Genomic DNA, 19581 nt, shown 5'->3' with positions numbered 1-19581 from the left:
ATAATTTTTCGTATTAAGATTAAAACAATAACCTGTTTTTTGAAATTTCTATCTTTTTATAAACTTCATCGATGAACTTCCTTTATCCGATTTTACTTTTATGAAGTAATTACCGGTTCGCAGCCTGGAAATATCAACACCTGAAAGGGAATGTGCATTCGGGACAGCAATAACAAGTTGTCCCAGAATATCATAAATTTCAAGCGACTCTATTTCGATAGCCTGTGTTGTATGAATGTTCAGAATATCATTGGCAGGAACAGGATACACAGTAAAATAATTCGAAAATTCGAAGTCCTGAATACCCAGCGTTTTAAAAGTGGAAGTTTCCTTATTGGTCAGAATCGGGAAATTGTAATCAAAATAAATATTGGCCTCATTGGTAAATGAATCTCCAACAACCAGCGTCGGTTTTGTTTTGATTTTAAAAGCGATGTAACCGTCGTTGTGATCGTCATCAAATGGAAGTTTGATATTTTCGAAGATAAATTCCACTTTATTTCCTTCTGAAATTTTGGTTACAAAAGGATGGCTTGAACTTGTTGGGATTAAAGTTGAAATATCAAACTTATCCAGATCAATCATATCTTTTACAACGATATTTTGTGCGGGATAAGTTCCGGTATTTTCAAAACGAATCAGGTAGTGAACGTACCCGCCTATTAAACCCGGTGTAATAACAGAGCCTTCTAGGCAAGTTTTATCGTTTGGATCGTAAGATCCTACAGCCGTCTGATTTAAAGTAAATGTATTGTCATCAGGGGTTTCATCTTTGTTTTGAGATGAAACAACAGCTATGAGTTTTAAAACATCTCCATTATTTACGGCAGGAGTATCAATTGGAGCATTTATTTTTAATTTAATTGTAATTTCTCTTGCTTCAAATGGTTTTAGATCGATAAAGTCCCATGAAAAACTATTTGGAGATACTGCTTCCGGAGTAGCTTTTATAAAAGTTAAAGTCTTATCAAAAATTAACTGAGCAGAACCAGACTGCACTTTATTCCCTTTATTTTTATAAATAATTTTATAAGATCCTTCAAATCCCGGCCTGGCAGGCTGCAATGGTAAAAGTGTAATTTCCAAATCATAATGAACACCATTTGGACTAATACAAAAATCTTGTTTAAATGGGCTTACTTCTGTCGGAAAATTAATTTTTGCAGTTTTGGGTGTTACATTAAAATAGGACGGGTTTTCAAGAACGGGAGAAATTGTATGGGAACCATTTACTAAAGATGCAGAATATGTACCGGTTGTGTTTGTTATATAATCAAAACTATTTTCCTGCGATGCAATATGCATTTTTAAATTTGCAAAAGCGGCATCTTTACTATCACATCCATTGTTATCTAAATCAATTTTATTACTGCCCTGTACCAAATTATAATCTTCTCCTGATAAACGATTTAATCCCGCTCCGGGATTTCCTTTAGAATTTAACAATTGCCCGTAAACCAGAGTTTTTCCATCTGCCTGTGAATATAGGTTTACCAAACCATTTGGCGAAAACTGATCGAATGAAGCATCAGTTGTTCCGTTGTTGTTCAACCTCATTATTTTACTTTCAGCAACTGTTTTGTTAAACAAGTAAACTAGAATTTTCTGATTGGGCAGTAGTGCAAAATCATTTACTATAAAATCTTTATTTTGAATATTAAAACTGAATGAATTGTCAAGGCTTCCATCACTAAAAATTCTCACAATGCTCATGGCTGCTCCATTTACCGTAAAAGTTCCGTTTAATAAGATTTTGCCATCCTGCTGAATGTCTATAGAATTTACGCTGCCTCCGGACAATAGTGGATCTAGTATAAAAGAAGTATCTAAAACCCAGTTATCTTTATATCTTTTAAGGGTACCTAATGAGTATTCTCCTCCTCCGGTACTGCTTAACCCTACTAATAATTTACCATCATCCTGAATTTTAAAACAGGTAACTTTGTTTCCAATATCAGGATAGCCAAGCTGGATTCCCTTTGGACTTAAATTTATAATTCCCTTTGCATTTGAGCCGTTATAAGTTACAAATGAACCTCCGACTAAAATATTACCATTTGCCAAAACCACAATATCATTAATTCGGCCGGGATAAGATACTCCGTAATCAATTCCGTTTCCAGTATTAAATGTGGTGTCTTTAGTTCCATCTGCATTGATTCGCACCAGACGTCCGGCAGCTGCTCCGTTAAAAGTATTAAAATAACCTCCCAGGTAAATTTTCCCATCCGGAGATTCGCATATTGCGGTAATATTGCCTCCGGTTCCATTTCCTTCAAATCCGGACATGCCACCATAGGTCAATGTGTTATCTGCAGAACCATCTTGATTTAATCGTATAAAACCATGGCTTTTTGAACCGTTATACGAATGAAAATCACCTCCAACAAGAATTTTTCCGGCTTTTGTCTGGACAACCGTACTCACTCTAACATTGTAAAAACCTTTACCAATATTATTAAAACTATTGTCTTTTGAACCATCGTTATTAATTTTTACAACAAAATTATCCTGCTTTTTATAATCTCCAACACCTCCGGAAACCAGAATTTTTTCATCTGTAAATAAAGAAACAGAACTTAATACATTAATATTCAGAAAATTAACAACATCCTGAAAAGAGCTGTCAAAAGTTCCATCCGGGTTTAATCTTGCTAAATTTTCTCTGTCAGTAGTATCAAACCTTTTAAAACTTCCGCATACTACTATTTTATGGTCTTTTTGCTCGACTACATCTTTTACATAATCAGATGTAGTGGCAAAACCTGCATTAAAACCTAAGCCAATTGCAAACGAAGTATCCAGTGTCCCGTCATTATTAAGTTGTGCCAGATTTCGGGATGATTTGCCACCTGCCCCGGTAAATTTACCGCCAACAATAATTTTTCCGTTACTAAGAATTAATAATTTATATAAATAAACCGAAGAACCTATAAGGGTAGAAAACTTTGCTTTTACAAAAGAAGTATCGAATGAACCATCTGTATTTAATCGTGCAACATAATTATAATCAGAATAAAACTCATTATTTGTATTATGCACTACAATTATTTTCCCGTCCGGCTGAATAGCGACTTTATCAAAATGAAAATCAGGAACTGTTATAAACGATTTGTCATAACTTCCATCAGCGTTTAGCCTGATCAAATTATCAAATTTCCCGGTATTCATTGTTTGTTCCGCTACCAGAATAATTTTACCATCAGCTTGCAATTCAATTTGTATACCGCCTCCAATTAAACTAATACCTTGAAATTTAAAAGTTGCATCAAGTGTGCCGTTTGCATTAAGCCTTATAATATCAGATACATTTTCTCCGTTAAAAGAATTAAACCTGCCCGTAACAAGAATTTTTCCATCCGGTTGAATAAAAAAATCATTTAATGCTGCAGTCTCGTTACCATTACTAAATCCGGTACCCAGATTAAAACCTGTGTCTAATAAATTACCATCTAGCCTAACTAATTGATTGTATTTTGAAAGTAAAAGAATTTTATTATCTGACAAAACTTTACTTTTAATCACAGTTCCGTCTACAAAATAATTATTTATGGGTAATTTAAATTGGTTAAAATCAGGATCAATATTTTGTGCAACAACACAATTAAAAAAACATAGCGTAAAAAACAAAAAGTAGATTTTCTTCATAGGAATAATTTGGTATAAAAGTAACGTTTAAAGACTATATCACAACTTTATCTGTTAAAATTTAAAGAATACATCATTAAATTCTTTTAAAAAGCCCCTCATAAATTTGGAGCTTTTTTATTCAAAACACAATTTCTATTGTTTTATAAACTTCATTGCCGAACTTCCTTTGTCAGATTTCACTTTTATAAAATAAGTACCTCTTGCAAGTCTGGAAACATCAACACCAGCAAAGGATTGCGCATTGGGAACAGCGATAACAATTTGTCCCAGTATATCATAAATTTCCAATGCCTTTATTTCTATGGTCTGTGTCGTATGAATGTTCAGCCTATCAGTTACAGGTACCGGATACAATGTCAGATAGTTCGAAAATTCAAAATCATGGGTACCTAATGTTTTAAAAGTCGAAACAGCCTTATTCGTTAAAATTGGAAAATTGTAATCAAAATAAATGTTTGCCTCATTTGTAAACGAATCTCCTACAACAAGTGTCGGCTTTGTTTTAATTTTAAAAGCAATATAACCGTCATTATGAGCATCGTCGAAAGGCAGATGGATATTTTCGAAAATAAATTCTACTTTATTTCCCTTCGAAATTTTTGTTTCAAACGGATGGCTTGAACTTGTTGGCACTAAAGTCGAAATATCAAATTTAGACAAATCAATCATATCTTTTACGACGATATTTTGAGCAGGATACGTTCCTGTATTCTCAAATCGAATCATGTAATGTACGTATTGTCCAATAAGATCCGGTGTAATCACTGAACCTTCCAGGCAGGTTTTATCATTTGGATCATAAGAACCAACCACAGTCTGGTTGAGTGTAAATAAATTGTCAGCTGGTGTTTCATCTGTTTCTTGTGCTGCGATAGTCGTGGTGAATTTTAAAATATCGCCATTATTAACGGCAGGATTTTCGGTAGGCGCATTTGCATTCAGTGTAAAAACAATTTCCCTTTTTTCAAAAGGCTGCAAATTGGCAAAATTCCACGATAAACTATTTAATGCCTGTGCTGATACCGAAGGATTTGAAAGCAGTATATCTAAAACAGCATCATCAAAAGCAACATTAACAGTTCCCGATTGGGTTACATTTCCTTTGTTCCTGTATATTAATTTGTACTTAACATCAAAACCCGGACGTGCTGCTTCTAAAGGAATTAATACCACTTCCAGATCCTGATGCACTCCATTTGAAGAAATACAGAAATCCTGCGTAAAAGGGCTGCTTTGGGCAGGAAAACTAATATTGGCAGAGGTTGGAGAAACAGTAAAATACCCTGGGTTTTCCAAAACTGGCCTGATGTTAACCGTTCCTTCCTGAACCGGTATACTAAACGAATCTTTATTGGAATAAAAATCACCCGAATTAGTTCCGTTTGTAATGGTATATTTTATATTTGGATAGGTTGAATTATTACGCACACATCCCTGATTGTCAAAGTTAAACTTGTTGACCCCGTTAACAATATAATATGCTTTACCGGGAATAAAATTACAGTACGTATTAATTTCACAATCTTTACCAGCAATTGGCCTGTAATAATTTATATTTTCTTCGTCAACACATAAATATTTTAAGTGCGAAGGTTTATCTTCTAAAAAACTGTAGCCAGAGTAAAGCTTCCCGTTTTTAATCATTAAATGTGTTAATAATGGATTATCCCTAACGCCCAGACTTTCTAATTCCTTAAGATGGGACACATCTAAAACTGCAAGTTTCGTTGCCTGGCAATACAGGCTTGAAAGTTTTAAACTCCCGGACACATCTAAATTGGAGATCCCACTACCGTCACAAGTTAAAGTTTGCAAATTTGGGTAATTGGAGGTTTCTAAAGTGCTTAATAAAGTATTAGCACTACAATCTAATTCTTTTAAATTAGGAAGAGAACCAAGATTTAACGTTGTAAATTTATTGTTGCCGCAATCCAATTGTTCTAAAGCGGTACAACCTGTAACATTCAGATTAGTTAATTGAGAATCTGAACAATCTAAGATCGTAAGATTCGCTAAATTGGAGACATTCAAATTTGTCAGTAAGCTGTTAGAGCAGTAAAAATTTACCAGATTTTTGCAATTTAGTACATTAATATCTATTAATCGATACGTATTTGCAATATCCAGAAGTTTTAAATTCGTTAAGGATGAAACGTCAAGAGTCGTTAATCGGGTGCTCCTGCAATACAGAGACTGAAGATTGATTAATCCTGAAACATTTAAAGTTTTTAAGTATTGATTTTCCCTGCAGTCTAAATATTCCAAATTACTCAGTTTACCCAATGTTATTGTTGTTAACTGGCCTTCAAAACAATACATTTTTTTAAGATTAACCAATTCGGTTACGTCCAGGGCCGTTAAAACGTTTTTATAACATCTTAGTTCTGTGATTTTTGTTAAACCGGATAAATTTAAGGAGGTTATCGGTAACTGGCTACAATTCAAATACTCTAAATTGGTCAAACCGGAAAGATTCAAAGAACCCAGGTTTACACAGTGATTCGTATCCAGGTACTTTAGTTTTGTCAATCCCGAAATATTTAAAGTTTTCATCTGATGGGTTTCCGAGCAAACCAATTTTTCCAGGTTTTTAAGCGATGAAAGATCTAAATTCTGACTGTAGAAGCCCGAACAATTCAAATCTTTTAAATTCGAAAAATACTCAATACCGCTCAAATCCTTAACGATGCCTTCACTAAGCAAGATGTACGTATAGAGACTGTAGACATTTAAAGCCTCACTTACTTCTATCTCTGAATTATTGTTTGCATCAATTTTAATGGCATTTCCATTTATATCTTTTGCAATGCTATTCGTGATATCAGCCTTCAGTAAAATGCCTTTAAAAACAGCATCCGGTATGGTAATTACCTGTGCAGTTAAACCGTTAAAAAAGCATAAGGCCAAAAGTAAAAAGTAGATTTTCTTCATATAAATAATTTTTCGTGTAAAATAATCGTTTAGTAATACTATGTTTTTTGTGAAATTTCTAATGCTTTATAAACTTCATCGAAGAATTCCCTTTATCGGATTTGATCTTTATGAAGTAATTTCCCGCCCGCAGTTTCGAAACATCAACACCTGAAACGGATTGTGCATTGGGAACAGCGATAACAATTTGTCCGAGAATATCATAAATTTCCAATGCTTTTATTTCTATGGTCTGTGTAGTATGAATGTTCAGAATATCAGTTACAGGAACCGGATACAAGGACAAATAGCTCGAAAATTCAAAATCCTGCGTACCCAGTGTTTTAAAAGTCGAAACAGCCTTATTTGTTAAAACCGGAAGATTGTAATCGAAATAAATATTCGCTTCATTGGTGAAAATATCACCCGAAACTAATGTTGGTTTTGTTTTGACTTTAAAAGCCACATAACCGTCATTGGTCGCATTATCAAAAGGCAGATTGATATTTTCGAAAATAAATTCAATTTTGTTTCCTTCTGAAATTTTGGTTACAAAAGAATGACTGGAACTGGTTGGCACCAAAGTAGAGATATCAAATTTATTCAAATCAATCATGTCTTTTACGACGATATTTTGTGCGGGATAAGTTCCCGTATTTTCAAAGCGAATTATATAATGAACATATTCCCCAATTAATTCTGGCGTAATAACGGAACCTTCCAGACAGGTTTTGTCATTGGGATCAAATGAACCTACAACGGTTTGACTCAAAATAAAGGTATTGTCTAATGGAGTTTCTTCACCTGTCTCAGAAGTAATGGTGGTACTTAATTTTAAGATATCACCATTATTTACTGCAGGCTTATCTGTTGGTTTATTCAATTTCAAAATAATAGCAATCTCTCTGCTTTCAAATGGTTTTAAATTAGAGAAATTCCATGATAGGTTATTCACAGTTTGTGTGGAAGCTAAAGGATTAGCAACAATCAAATCCAAAACATTATCATCAAAATTTAGATTTACCACGCCAGATTGTATTTGATTTCCTTTGTTTTTATAAACTATCTTATATGCAGCCTCAAAACCAGGCCTGGCAACTTCAAGCGGAATTAGCAGTATTTCTAGATCAGAATGTACACCGTTAGCGGTAATGCAAAAATTTTGGAAAAACGGACTTATTTGCGTTGGAAAAGTAACCGTTAATGTACTTGGGGAAACATTAAAATAATTCTGGTTTTCTAAAATTGGGGTAATAGTATGAGTGCCGGCTTGTACGGGAATAGAATAACTTCCGTTTTCATCAGAAATTAAACTTCCTTTTTTAGCTCCGTCAGTTATATTAAATTTTAGTTTTGGAATAACTATATCCAGTTTGTCACAGCCATTTTTATCTAAATCTAATTTCTGATTTCCCTCAATCGTATAAAATGTCCCTCCTGGTGTGAATGAACAATAAGAATTATAAACTAAATTTGGAAATGACCCGTCTTTATAGCCTGAAAAATACATTAATGTGGTCATATCAGAAGACATCTTATCTTCATCTAAACAAACATATTTCAGAGTAGGGTTATTGGCAATGGTTAAGGCATCGGAAACTCCATTTTTTAAGAAAAGAGTTTCTAACTTATTATCATTAAAAGTATACTCCACACTATTTTTACAACAATTTGAAAGATCTAAACTTTTAAGGAGATTATATCCGCCATACGCTTTTTTTAAATTATAACAACCTGATAAATTAATAGATTCAATCTGATTGCTACTGCAGTCTAAAGTGGTTAAGCTTTTACAATTTGATAAATCCAACGTATTAATTTTATTTTGAGAACAATCAAGGATAACTAATTCATCTAATCCGCTTGTATTCAGTATTCCAATTTGATTGTTATTACATTTTAAATTTACTAAGTGAATTACCCCTGTTATATCTAATACTTCTATTTGATTCTTTTCGCAAAGTATATCTGACAGGTTTTGTAATCCCGAAAGATCAATTTTTCTTAAACTTTGAGCATTATAAATTTTTAAATTTTTAAGTTTTTTTAAACTTGAAAAATTCAATGACTGCAATTTCAATTTGTCACTGACATTATCTCCTATTGTTAATGATTCTAAATTTATTAAATTAGAAAAATCAAGGGAACTGAAGTTATTGTTAATAGTAAGAGCCTTCAATTTACCCAAATTGGATAAATCAATTTCAGTTAAAGGATTATTGGCGATATTTAATTGAATTAAATTAGACACCCCCTGCAGGTTTAAATTGTTTAATTTATTTCCATTACAATGTATTTGTTCTAACTTTAATAAACCATTTACAGATAAATTTTCTAAATTACTGTTGAAACAAAAAACAGCCTTAAGGTTTACCAAACTGGTAAGAGTAAGACTCGTTAACTTACTATTACTACAGTTTAAAGTTTCTAATTTGGTAAGGTTGTTGAGAATATCTAAATTATTTAAACTCTGAGACTGAATATCTAAATATTTTAAGCTAGCAAAAAACGCAATTCCGGTCAGATCAGTAATTTCATCTTGTGGATTTCCAAATAAATTTGGCAGTTCCATATAAGAAATATTTAAAGCTTCACTGACTTCAATTTGACTGTCTCCATTTGAATCAATTGATGTGGGATTTCCATTAAGATCCTTAAGAGTTCCCCACTTATTGCCGCTTGATAATAATGCTGTCTTAAAATTTACATCAGGAATATTAATAACCTGCGCACTCAATCCATTAAAAAAACATAAAGTAAAAAACAAAAAGTAGATTTTCCTCATAGTGTATCAATTTTCAGACAAAAGTAACTTTTTAAGACAATAACACAACTTTATTTGTTAAAATTAGTTAAACTAAAAAGCATAAAGCAAAAAAAAAGTCCCACATTGCTGTGGGACTTTCTATATAAAGGAAAACGAGAATTATTTTTTCTCTGTTTTTTCCATTTTAGCTTTCAATGCAGCTAATACATCATTGTTATCTCCTAAAGTTGCAGCTGGTGCATTTGTAGTAGAGTTAGATGAAGTATTTTCAGTTGCAGCTTTCACGTTTTTCTCTTCTTCTTCACGGAAGATAGCAGTGTGAGAAGCAACTACTCTTTTGAATTCTTTGTTGAATTCGATTACTTTGAAATCAGCAGTATCACCTTTTTTCAATTTCTTTCCGTCTTCTTTTTCAAGGTGACGAGTAGGAATGAAAGCAACGATATCATCTCCGAATTCTACAGTAGCTCCTTTGTCAACGATTTCAGAAATTTCACCATTGTGGATAGTTCCTACAGCGAAAGAATCTTCGTATTGATCCCAAGGATTAGCAGTAGTTTGTTTGTGACCTAAAGATAATTTACGTCCTTCAACATCTAATTCTAATACTACTACATCAAGTTTCTCACCAACATTTACAAATTCAGATGGGTGTTTGATTTTCTTAGTCCATGATAAGTCAGAAATGTAAATTAATCCATCAATTCCTTCTTCTAATTCTACGAAAATACCAAAGTTTGTAAAGTTTCTAACGATACCTGTATGTTTAGAACCTACCGGGTATTTAGAAGTGATATCAGTCCATGGATCCTGAGTCAGTTGTTTGATACCTAATGACATTTTACGGTCATCTCTGTCTAAAGTTAAGATAACAGCTTCAACAACATCTCCAACTTTTACGAAATCCTGTGCAGAACGTAAATGTGTAGACCATGACATTTCAGAAACGTGGATTAAACCTTCAACACCTTCAGCAACTTCGATAAATGCACCGTAATCAGCGATTACAACTACTTTACCTTTTACTTTATCACCAATAGTTAAATTAGCATCTAAAGCATCCCATGGGTGAGCGTTTAATTGTTTCAATCCTAATTGAATTCTTGTTTTCTCATCATCGAAATCAAGGATTACAACGTTTAATTTTTGGTCTAATTCAAGAACTTCACTTGGGTGGTTGATTCTGCTCCAAGAAAGGTCAGTAATGTGAATTAATCCGTCAACACCACCTAAGTCAATGAACACACCATAAGAAGTAATGTTTTTAACAACACCTTCTAATACTTGTCCTTTTTGTAATTGACCGATGATTTCTTTTTTCTGTACTTCGATATCAGCTTCGATAAGCGCTTTATGAGATACAACAACGTTTTTGAATTCGTGGTTAATTTTTACCACTTTGAATTCCATCATTTTGTTTACATATACATCGTAGTCTCTAATTGGCTTAACGTCAATTTGAGAACCAGGTAAGAAAGCTTCAATTCCGAAAACATCAACGATCATACCACCTTTAGTTCTGCATTTTACAAAACCATTAACGATTTCTCCTGTTTCATTTGCAGAAATAACTCTATCCCAAGATTTGATAGTACGTGCTTTTCTGTGAGATAATACTAACTGACCTGTTTTATCCTCACGGATGTCAATTAATACTTCTACTTTGTCACCTACTTTTAATGCCGGGTTGTAACGGAATTCGTTTAAAGAAATAACACCTTCCGATTTTGCGTTGATATCAACGATAACGTCTCTATCTGTAATTCTAACAACTACACCTTCAACTACTTCTTCCTGATCTGTAGCGATGAAAGTTTTTGATACTAAGTCTTCGAATTCCTGTAAGTTTTTCTCATCTACTGCATCGATACCTTCTTCGAAGTTATGCCAGTTAAAATTTGCTAAAAACTCTTCTTGTGATTTTAATTGTTCAGACATGCTGATAAAAAATTTGTATTCTGTTTTTCTTGAGTTTCTCAAAGCGATAGAAAAAACAGAAGTTGTTTTACATAAATAGTTGATACCTAATGGAAACTCTTCTCTGCCAAAAGGTTTGCAAAATTAATACATTTATTTGTAATAGCAAAACAATTCCAAATGATTATCAATGTCATCATTTATTCAGTAATAATTTTGACAGCTCACTATTAATTGCAATATATTCTACAATCTCATCGCTATCAAATTTTACATTGCCTTTATCATCAACTTTTGAAGTTTTATTATCAACTGACAAATAATTTTTTCCGGATTTAGATTTATAGAGCGTAAACACGCTATGACTATCTACTTCACTATCAATATCTTTACTCAATAAATCAAAACTAGTATGATTGCTTGCCACTATATCGGCTATCATTTGCTGTTGGTCTTCTATATAGCTAAGAGCCGGGAGTGTAATTTCTTCATACCACGAATTAGTAGATTCGGAAAAAGGTTTTTTTGCCTCTAAATAGGATAGGAAACCAGAAATCGTAATAACAATAATAAATTCTATTGACCAGACAACCCAAAGGAACGCACCGCTCGCTGTCGCTCCACGAATACCCCATGTACCATTTTCATTAACCTGGCTGATATATTCTAAAACTAAATCTGGTCGAAATATTAATGAAAAAACCTGTAAAAACTCAATATTACTGACTGTAATCCCTATTCTGTCAGACCCATAACTTTCTCCTGCATTAATTACTAAATCTATCCAGATTGCCCAATGAAGGTACAATGCCAAAAAAGCAGCTGTCAATCCGATAAAAAATCCTAAAAGCGGATTTCTGACTTTTCCTTTTTTAATAACAAATAAAGCAACTACAAATCCAATGAGAAAACCAAAACCTAACGTAATAAAAAAGTTAATATATACGAATGGAATATACCAAATGCAGTAAGCATAGATTAATCCCAATACAGGAAATGCCGTAACACTGACCAGAAAAAAGTATAAGATAAAAATTAACGAAAATTTGCCCGATGGTTTATAATATTTCTCCATATAATTACTAATGATTTAAATTATTGATTGATTTTTTAATGGTTCAAAGAAGAAGTTCATTCCTAAACAGTCAAAACTTATTAAAACTTTCTTACCAAATCATCTGCAAGAATAATATTAAATTTCGGACTTACAAAATAGAAATTGTTGTTAAGTAATAAGAAGCAGAAGCCGTCGATTTTCATGATCCGAAATCCCTTACTGCAATAAACCCGACAAGTTTCAAAACCTGTCGGGTTTAAAAAATGAACCTCTTCAACTCAAAACGCTGCAGTCACGTTTGTGTTTTTACTTTTTGCAAGTAATACGTCCAATTTCAGAACCGTTAGTCTTCCGTCATTATCGATATAATTAAGGATTTCTTTTTTTGCATTGAGCGAAATCGTTTTGGGTTTCTCGAAATTTGGCACAATTTGGGAAAGATTAATTTCAATAGGCTCTCCTGCCCCATCCTTGTAACTTAAAATACCGGTGTTTTTTTCAAATACCGATTCTGTCAGGGTTTTATTATGCGTCGTCATGGCAAGCCAGATCGTTCCGTTATAAAAATAGACATCTCTGGTAGAAAAGTCCAGAAAAAGATCTCCTGCCTGACCATTAGTTCTCGGTATGCCGCTTTCTTCTGTGAGATTTTTCAAGTCATTCCACTTATCGTTGTACCAGTAATAGTAACCCGTTGAAATCTGCGGTCCTTTTACCGTATTGAAAACCAATATAAATTTGGTATTCTTATCCACAATCGTCGACTTATCAGATCTGCTTTTTAATGCTGCTCTTGGAATTATAATCTCTTCATTTTTACAAATTAGATCGAAACGTGATGATATCCCGGACAATTGTTTGTGGCTGCCTGTCTGGCAGAGTGCTATAAAAGGAACTAATAACAGGACATAAAAAATTACCCTTCTCATTCTTTGTATCTTTTTTAAGGATTTAACCATTAAATCCGATACAAAAATACCATGCTGATTTTCAATTAATTAGCTCAAAACAATAAATGACTTACCTGCGTAATAAACGGTATGTTGCTGTATATAAGTGGTAAAAACAAAAAAAGAAAAACCCGTTTCCAATAATTGAAAACGGGTTTTAAATATTTGATGAAGTCATTAATGACTTAAATTTTCTATTTCCTTAGGATCATGTTTATGTTTAAACAGAACAGCAAAAGCAATCGCGATAACCAAAGCGTAAGCTGCAAACGACAACCAGATCGTATGCCAGTCTTTCATTAAAATTGGGTTCGCAAAAATTCCGTCCGTTGAAACTGAATTCCCCTGTCCTTTAACAAATTCCAGCATTTTAGAATTTGTGGTTTCTGTTTGCAAAAATCCGGCTAATTCTGTGGTGTTGGTAAATGATTTTGTAAAGAAACGATCAATTGCCCAACCAGAAGTTAAACTCCCTAAAACAGCTCCTACTCCATTGGTCATCATCATAAATAAACCTTGTGCTGATGAACGAATTTTAGAATCAGTATTACTTTCCACAAATAATGAACCTGAAATATTAAAGAAGTCAAATGCCATTCCGTATACAATACAAGACATAATAATCATCCATAAACCACCCACAGGATCCCCGAAAGCAAATAATCCGAAACGCAATACCCAAGCCAGCATACTAATCAGCATGACCTGCTTGATTCCGAAGCGTCGTAAGAAAAATGGAATCGCGAGAATAAATAGTGTTTCAGAAACCTGGGAAATTGACATAATAATAGTCGAATACTGAATCACGAAAGAATCGGCATACTTGGGAAAATGCTTGAATTCATCTAAGAATACATCCCCGTAAGCATTTGTTAATTGCAATGCGCCTCCTAAAAACATAGAGAATACAAAAAACAATGCCATTTTGTAATTTCCAAACAATTTAAAAGCTTCGAGTCCTAAAGTCTCCACTAATGAAGCATCTTCTTTCGTCAGACGCTGTGGTTCACATTTTGGCAATGTAAAAGCGTAAATCCCCAGAATTAAGGCACCAACTCCCGCAATATAAAATTGATATTCCGTTGCCTTGCTTCCACTCAAATTGGTAATCCACATTGCGGCGATAAAACCAATTGTTCCCCAAACGCGAATTGGAGGAAAGTCTTTTACGATGTTTTTATTGTTCAGTTTTAACGAAGTATAGGATATCGAATTACTTAAAGCAATTGTCGGCATATAGCAGCACATGGCAGCGAACATTACATATATAAAATTATCCGGTGTGGTAACTTGGGCAATACCGAACAAAACTAATGCGTAAATGATATGCAGAAAGCCATATAATTTTTCAGCATTGATCCACCTGTCTGCAATTATTCCGGTAAGAGTCGGCATGAATAAAGAAGCAATTCCCATGGTTCCGAAAACAAGACCGAACTGGGTTCCTTCCCAGTTTTTAGTTCCAAACCAATAATTTCCAATTGTTATAAGCCAGGCTCCCCAAACAAAAAATTGAAGAAAGCTCATTATAATCAACCTGTTTTTAATTCCCATATGATGAAATTGTCTTTGTAAATGAATGAAGCGGTAAAACTACCATTAAAAATGATATCTGCAAAAAATTAAGCGGTTTTAACAACGTCATGTATTAATTCCAAAACAGCAGAGAATTGTTCCTCGCGACTCAGATAAGAATTATCTATTTCGATAGCATCATCTGCAATTACCAAAGGAGAATCGGCACGATGCGTATCGATATAATCTCTTTCAACAACATTTTTCAAAACATCTTCGTATGAAACGTTATCACCTTTTTCCTGCAATTCATCAAAACGTCTTTGTGCACGGGTCTCTGCGCTGGCAGTCATAAAAATTTTCAATTCGGCATTCGGAAAAACTACAGTTCCGATGTCCCTGCCGTCCATCACTATAGCCTTGTTTGTACCCATCGCCTGTTGCTGCTCCACGAGCTTGGAACGTACTTCAGAAACTTCTGCCACTTTGCTTACATAGCTGGACACCTCAATGGTTCTGATCTGTTTTTCAACATTTTCACCATTCAGGTACATTTCAGCAAACCCTAAGTCAGCGTTGAATTTAAATTCTAACTGAATTTTTGAAAGGGACTCTGTAAGGGCTTTTTTATCAAAAGTATTCGGTCCTATAAATTGATTTTGCATGGCAAATAGGGCTACAGCCCTGTACATTGCTCCTGTATCAACGTACACGTATTCTAATTCTTTTGCCAGCTGTTTTGCTAAAGTACTCTTTCCTGTTGACGAAAATCCGTCGATTGCAATGGTTATTTTTTTCAAAATAATCTTTTTGATTTTATAAATTTATAATAAGATGCGGTACATTTAATAGTAGATATCTAAGATGATTTTGGACTTAGAACTGCCTATTATTTTTTCTATTCTTTAAAAAAAGCTTCAATCACCATCGACAGCCCTGGCTGCACGAAATATAATAATCCTGTTCATTCTCCGGAACAGCCGAATACTGATGCGGCATTATCGCTCTTTTCAGAGCATTATTAGTCGTCTCGTCTAAACCTGACGTAACAAAAATAATTAAATAAAATAGTTTCATAAAATTACCTATTGAAAGTTTAAGATTAGTCCAAAAAGGCTCGTATTAGCCGCTAAAGTATATTTTGAATAGGAATAATTAAATTTTAATCGATTCATTTTTAGACCAAACCCCAAGGAAACTCCTGAAAAATTACGTTGTTCTTCTACTCTTAATTCTTCCCCTCTTCTGAAATTATACCCCATTCTGATGTTAAATGCTTTTTTTGGAAAGAGTTCGAATCCCACAACTACATGTCGCAAAGCATTATTGACAAAAGAAACTTTTTCTTCTTTAGTGGAACCATCAATATTCGTTTCTCCGCGAACGGGATTCGAAAAGGAAACATTCCATTGCTGCAGGTTTTCTAAAGAAAGATGCCAGCGAAGCGGTACGTGTTCGAGTTCTTGTGACACTCCTGCAATGATCTCAAGAGGCAAATTCTCCTTTATTCCGGAATATGTGGTAAACTGTGTTCCAATATTTCGAACTACAAGGGCCAGATTTATATCATTTTGTTCGTCTACATACAAAAAGCCCAAATCAATTGCACCACCAATAGAATTGTAAGTTTCTAAGGTCGATGTTATTAATTTTGCATTGGCGCCAAAATGAATATTCGTATAGGGAATATTATAAGCATAACCTACTGAAAGTGCCCCTTCACTCCCTGTAAAATCTGAAGTAGCCTGACCGTTCTCATCATAACCGTCAAATTTGCCGTAGTTTATATAGCTGACGCCCGCGTAAAAAGTCTGAACATGTCTGTCATAAGTATAGGCATAAGAAGCGGTTCCGTAAGACGCTTCTCCATAATAACTTCCGTAATTCATCGCCAGGTGATTATCCATATCCTCATTTAAAGTTGCCGGATTAAACATAACCTGATTGACATCTTCATCATAGATCGTTATCGTATTTCCACCTAAGGCTGCCTGCCTGGGTGAAGTGGTTAAATTAAGAAACTGATAGGTGTGACGGCCTCCAATTTGTCCGAAAGAAACCGAGCAAATCAATAACATTAAAAATAAAACAAGGTGTTTTAGCATGCTTTTTCGAGGCGTTCCTATATATGGGAATAACGCAAATGCAAATATAAAATTATATAATGGATAAAATAATTTTATATTAGATTCCAAAAAGAAAATTCAAATTGAAAAAGAGAAATTCCAAAAAATAAATTCCAAATCTCCATTGAAAAGAAAATTCCAAATCCCAATCTTTAAATAGAGTCTGGAATTTGGAATTTAAAATATTGGAATTTAATTAAAAAATTTATTTTAAGATTTTAGCATTTTTGGCATTTTGGTCTGTCAGGGCTAAAGTCAGGACTTCACTCATTTCTTTCACATAATGAAAAGTAAGGCCTTCTAAGTATTCAGCTTTAATTTCATCGATGTCACTTTTATTTTCGTGACATAAAATGATTTCTTTAATATTAGCTCTTTTAGCCGCTAAGATTTTTTCCTTGATTCCGCCTACTGGTAAAACTTTTCCGCGAAGGGTAATTTCTCCTGTCATCGCAAGGCTTTTCTTTACTTTCTTTTGGGTTAACAAAGAAACCAGCGAAGTCAACATGGCAATACCGGCACTTGGGCCGTCTTTTGGTGTCGCGCCTTCCGGAACGTGCAGGTGAATATTATATTTCTGGAATAATTCTACGCTTAGTCCTAATTTTTTGGCGTTGGCTTTTATGTATTCCAATGCAATGGTAGCTGATTCTTTCATTACGGTACCTAAGTTACCTGTAATACTTAAGGAACCTTTTCCCTCGGAAATTAGAGACTCAATAAATAAAATATCTCCGCCAACACTTGTCCAGGCCAAACCTGTGACAACTCCCGCAACATCATTGTTTTCGTATTTATCACGCTCTAATCTTGGTACACCCAAAACAGTGAGGATATCTTCATCTGTCACTTTTTTATTGTACTCCTCTTCCATCGCTACTGCTTTTGCAGCATTACGAATAACCTGAGCAATTTTAGTTTCCAGATTACGCACCCCTGATTCACGTGTATAACCTTCTACAATTTTCTCCAGTTGTTTTTTACCAATGGTCAAATCTTTGGCAGTTAATCCATGTGCTTCCAGTTGTTTTGGAAAAAGGTGTCTTTTGGCAATTTCCACTTTTTCTTCAATGGTATAACCTGACATCTTAATTACTTCCATCCTGTCGCGTAATGCGGGCTGAATGGCAGCCATATTATTAGAAGTGGCGATAAACATCACTTTTGATAAATCGTAACCCATTTCAAGGAAGTTATCATAAAAAGCACTGTTTTGTTCCGGATCCAGTACTTCCAGTAAGGCAGAAGAAGGATCTCCGCTGTTCCCACTTGAAAGTTTGTCAATTTCGTCTAGAATAAAAACAGGATTTGATGTCCCGGCCTTTTTCAGGCTCTGGATGATTCTTCCGGGCATTGCACCGATATACGTCTTTCTGTGTCCGCGAATTTCTGCTTCATCACGCAGACCGCCTAATGAGATACGCACATATTCACGTCCCAGCGCTTCTGCAACAGAACGCCCAATAGAAGTTTTACCAACACCCGGAGGCCCTGTTAAACAAATAATTGGCGATTTCATATCGTTACGAAGTTTCAAAACAGCCAGATGTTCAACCATTCTTTTCTTCACTTCTTCAAGTCCGAAATGATCCTTGTCTAATATTTTCTGAGCCAGTTTCAAGTCAAATTTATCTTTCGAATATTCGCCCCATGGCAATTCCAAAAACAATTCTAAATAATTACGCTGAATTCCGAAATCAGGAGATTGCGGATTCATTCTGCGCATTTTGGACAATTCTTTTTCGAAATGTTTTTGCGTTTTTTCGTCCCATTTTTTCGTTTTTGCCTTCTGCCCCATTTCATCCATTTCCTCTTCCTGCGAAACGCCTCCCAATTCTTCCTGAATGGTTTTCATTTGCTGATGAAGGAAATATTCACGCTGCTGCTGGTCTAAATCAAAACGGACTTTTGACTGAATGTCATTTTTCAATTCCAGTTTTTGCAGCTCCACATTCATATAACGTAAAGTCTCAAGTGCTCTTTCTTTTAAGCCATTTATCGACAATAAACCTTGTTTCTCCTTTACGGATAAATTCATATTCGAAGACACAAAATTGATTAGAAACGACTGACTCTCAATGTTTTTAATCGCAAAAGTGGCTTCTGAAGGAATGTTTGGACTTTCTTTAATGATCTGAATAGCCAGTTCTTTAACAGAATCTAAAATAGCAGTGAATTCCGTGTCGTTTTCATCCGGACGTTCTTCTGATACTTCTTTTATAGTGGCTGTAATATAAGGTTCCTCTGAAACTACCTGATCAATTTCAAAACGTTTTTTTCCCTGCAGGATGACGGTAACATTTCCGTCAGGCATTTTTAAAACACGCAAAATTCTGGCTACGGTTCCAATTTTATGAATATCATCTTTAGACGGATCTTCATCTTCTTCATTTATCTGGGAAACTACACCTATGATTTTTCCACCGGCGTTAGCGTCATTAATCAGCTTTATGGATTTATCCCTTCCTGCCGAAATCGGAATAACAACACCCGGGAATAAAACAGTATTGCGTAAAGGTAAAATAGGCAACGATAGCGGAAGCTCCTCGTTGTTCATTTCTTCTTCGTCTTCCGGAGTTAATAATGGAATTAATTCTGCTTCTGAGTCAAATTCCTGAAGTGACAGATTGTCAATAGTAAGTATTTTATGGTTTGACATAATAATGTATAAGTCGTTTTGTCATTAAA

At 34.3% G+C, this 19581-nt stretch carries 11 protein-coding genes; all 11 read right to left on the bottom strand.

Annotation, left to right across the window (positions count from 1 at the left end):
* Nucleotides 1–48: 48 nt before the first annotated feature.
* Nucleotides 49–3648 (bottom strand): DUF7619 domain-containing protein, encoded by a 3600-nt coding sequence (locus D0817_RS22260; RefSeq protein WP_127340553.1) that lies wholly within the window; start codon nucleotides 3646–3648, stop codon nucleotides 49–51.
* Nucleotides 3649–3783: 135 nt separating this feature from the next.
* Nucleotides 3784–6582, bottom strand: a complete 2799-nt coding sequence (locus D0817_RS22255) for a DUF7619 domain-containing protein (RefSeq protein ID WP_127340552.1) — start codon at nucleotides 6580–6582, stop codon at nucleotides 3784–3786.
* A 58-nt stretch (nucleotides 6583–6640) separates the two neighbouring features.
* Nucleotides 6641–9346, bottom strand: a complete 2706-nt coding sequence (locus D0817_RS22250) for a DUF7619 domain-containing protein (RefSeq protein ID WP_127340551.1) — start codon at nucleotides 9344–9346, stop codon at nucleotides 6641–6643.
* A gap of 141 nt (nucleotides 9347–9487) precedes the next feature.
* Nucleotides 9488–11266 (bottom strand): 30S ribosomal protein S1, encoded by a 1779-nt coding sequence (rpsA, locus tag D0817_RS22245; RefSeq protein WP_127340550.1) that lies wholly within the window; start codon nucleotides 11264–11266, stop codon nucleotides 9488–9490.
* Between the two features lie 175 nt (nucleotides 11267–11441).
* Nucleotides 11442–12320 carry a hypothetical protein gene (locus tag D0817_RS22240; protein WP_127340549.1) on the bottom strand — a complete coding sequence of 293 codons (879 nt, stop codon included), beginning with the start codon at nucleotides 12318–12320 and terminating at the stop codon, nucleotides 11442–11444.
* Between the two features lie 260 nt (nucleotides 12321–12580).
* A complete protein-coding gene (locus D0817_RS22235) occupies nucleotides 12581–13231 on the bottom strand; it encodes a hypothetical protein (protein ID WP_127340548.1) in 651 nt (216 codons plus the stop codon).
* 198 nt (nucleotides 13232–13429) lie between these two features.
* Nucleotides 13430–14806, bottom strand: a complete 1377-nt coding sequence (locus D0817_RS22230; RefSeq protein ID WP_127340547.1) for a nucleoside permease — start codon at nucleotides 14804–14806, stop codon at nucleotides 13430–13432.
* Nucleotides 14807–14874: 68 nt separating this feature from the next.
* Nucleotides 14875–15567: a (d)CMP kinase gene (gene cmk / locus D0817_RS22225; protein WP_127340546.1), complete on the bottom strand. Its 693-nt coding sequence runs from the start codon at nucleotides 15565–15567 to the stop codon at nucleotides 14875–14877.
* A 121-nt stretch (nucleotides 15568–15688) separates the two neighbouring features.
* Entirely contained in the window at nucleotides 15689–15844 is a 156-nt protein-coding gene (locus D0817_RS25740; RefSeq protein WP_161568457.1) for a hypothetical protein, read from the bottom strand.
* Between the two features lie 8 nt (nucleotides 15845–15852).
* Nucleotides 15853–16872 (bottom strand): type IX secretion system protein PorQ, encoded by a 1020-nt coding sequence (gene porQ / locus D0817_RS22220; protein ID WP_127340545.1) that lies wholly within the window; start codon nucleotides 16870–16872, stop codon nucleotides 15853–15855.
* A gap of 226 nt (nucleotides 16873–17098) precedes the next feature.
* Nucleotides 17099–19552, bottom strand: coding sequence for an endopeptidase La (lon, locus tag D0817_RS22215; protein ID WP_127340544.1), 2454 nt, complete (start codon nucleotides 19550–19552; stop codon nucleotides 17099–17101).
* Nucleotides 19553–19581 lie beyond the last annotated feature (29 nt).

The organism is Flavobacterium cupreum, from assembly GCF_003996965.1.
Lineage (GTDB): Bacteria > Bacteroidota > Bacteroidia > Flavobacteriales > Flavobacteriaceae > Flavobacterium > Flavobacterium cupreum.
Note: the sequence above shows the minus strand (reverse complement) of the source record. Positions and strands in the feature narration are given on the sequence as shown.

Excerpts from the sequence above, each read along its gene's own strand:
- D0817_RS22235 (WP_127340548.1), bottom strand. The coding sequence starts at position 13,231 with ATGAGAAGGGTAATTTTTTATGTCCTGTTATTAGTTCCTTTTATAGCA.
- D0817_RS22240 (WP_127340549.1), bottom strand. The coding sequence starts at position 12,320 with ATGGAGAAATATTATAAACCATCGGGCAAATTTTCGTTAATTTTTATC.
- rpsA (WP_127340550.1), bottom strand. The coding sequence starts at position 11,266 with ATGTCTGAACAATTAAAATCACAAGAAGAGTTTTTAGCAAATTTTAAC.
- D0817_RS22260 (WP_127340553.1), bottom strand. The coding sequence starts at position 3,648 with ATGAAGAAAATCTACTTTTTGTTTTTTACGCTATGTTTTTTTAATTGT.
- D0817_RS25740 (WP_161568457.1), bottom strand. The coding sequence starts at position 15,844 with ATGAAACTATTTTATTTAATTATTTTTGTTACGTCAGGTTTAGACGAG.
- porQ (WP_127340545.1), bottom strand. The coding sequence starts at position 16,872 with ATGCTAAAACACCTTGTTTTATTTTTAATGTTATTGATTTGCTCGGTT.
- lon (WP_127340544.1), bottom strand. The coding sequence starts at position 19,552 with ATGTCAAACCATAAAATACTTACTATTGACAATCTGTCACTTCAGGAA.
- D0817_RS22250 (WP_127340551.1), bottom strand. The coding sequence starts at position 9,346 with ATGAGGAAAATCTACTTTTTGTTTTTTACTTTATGTTTTTTTAATGGA.
- D0817_RS22255 (WP_127340552.1), bottom strand. The coding sequence starts at position 6,582 with ATGAAGAAAATCTACTTTTTACTTTTGGCCTTATGCTTTTTTAACGGT.
- D0817_RS22230 (WP_127340547.1), bottom strand. The coding sequence starts at position 14,806 with ATGGGAATTAAAAACAGGTTGATTATAATGAGCTTTCTTCAATTTTTT.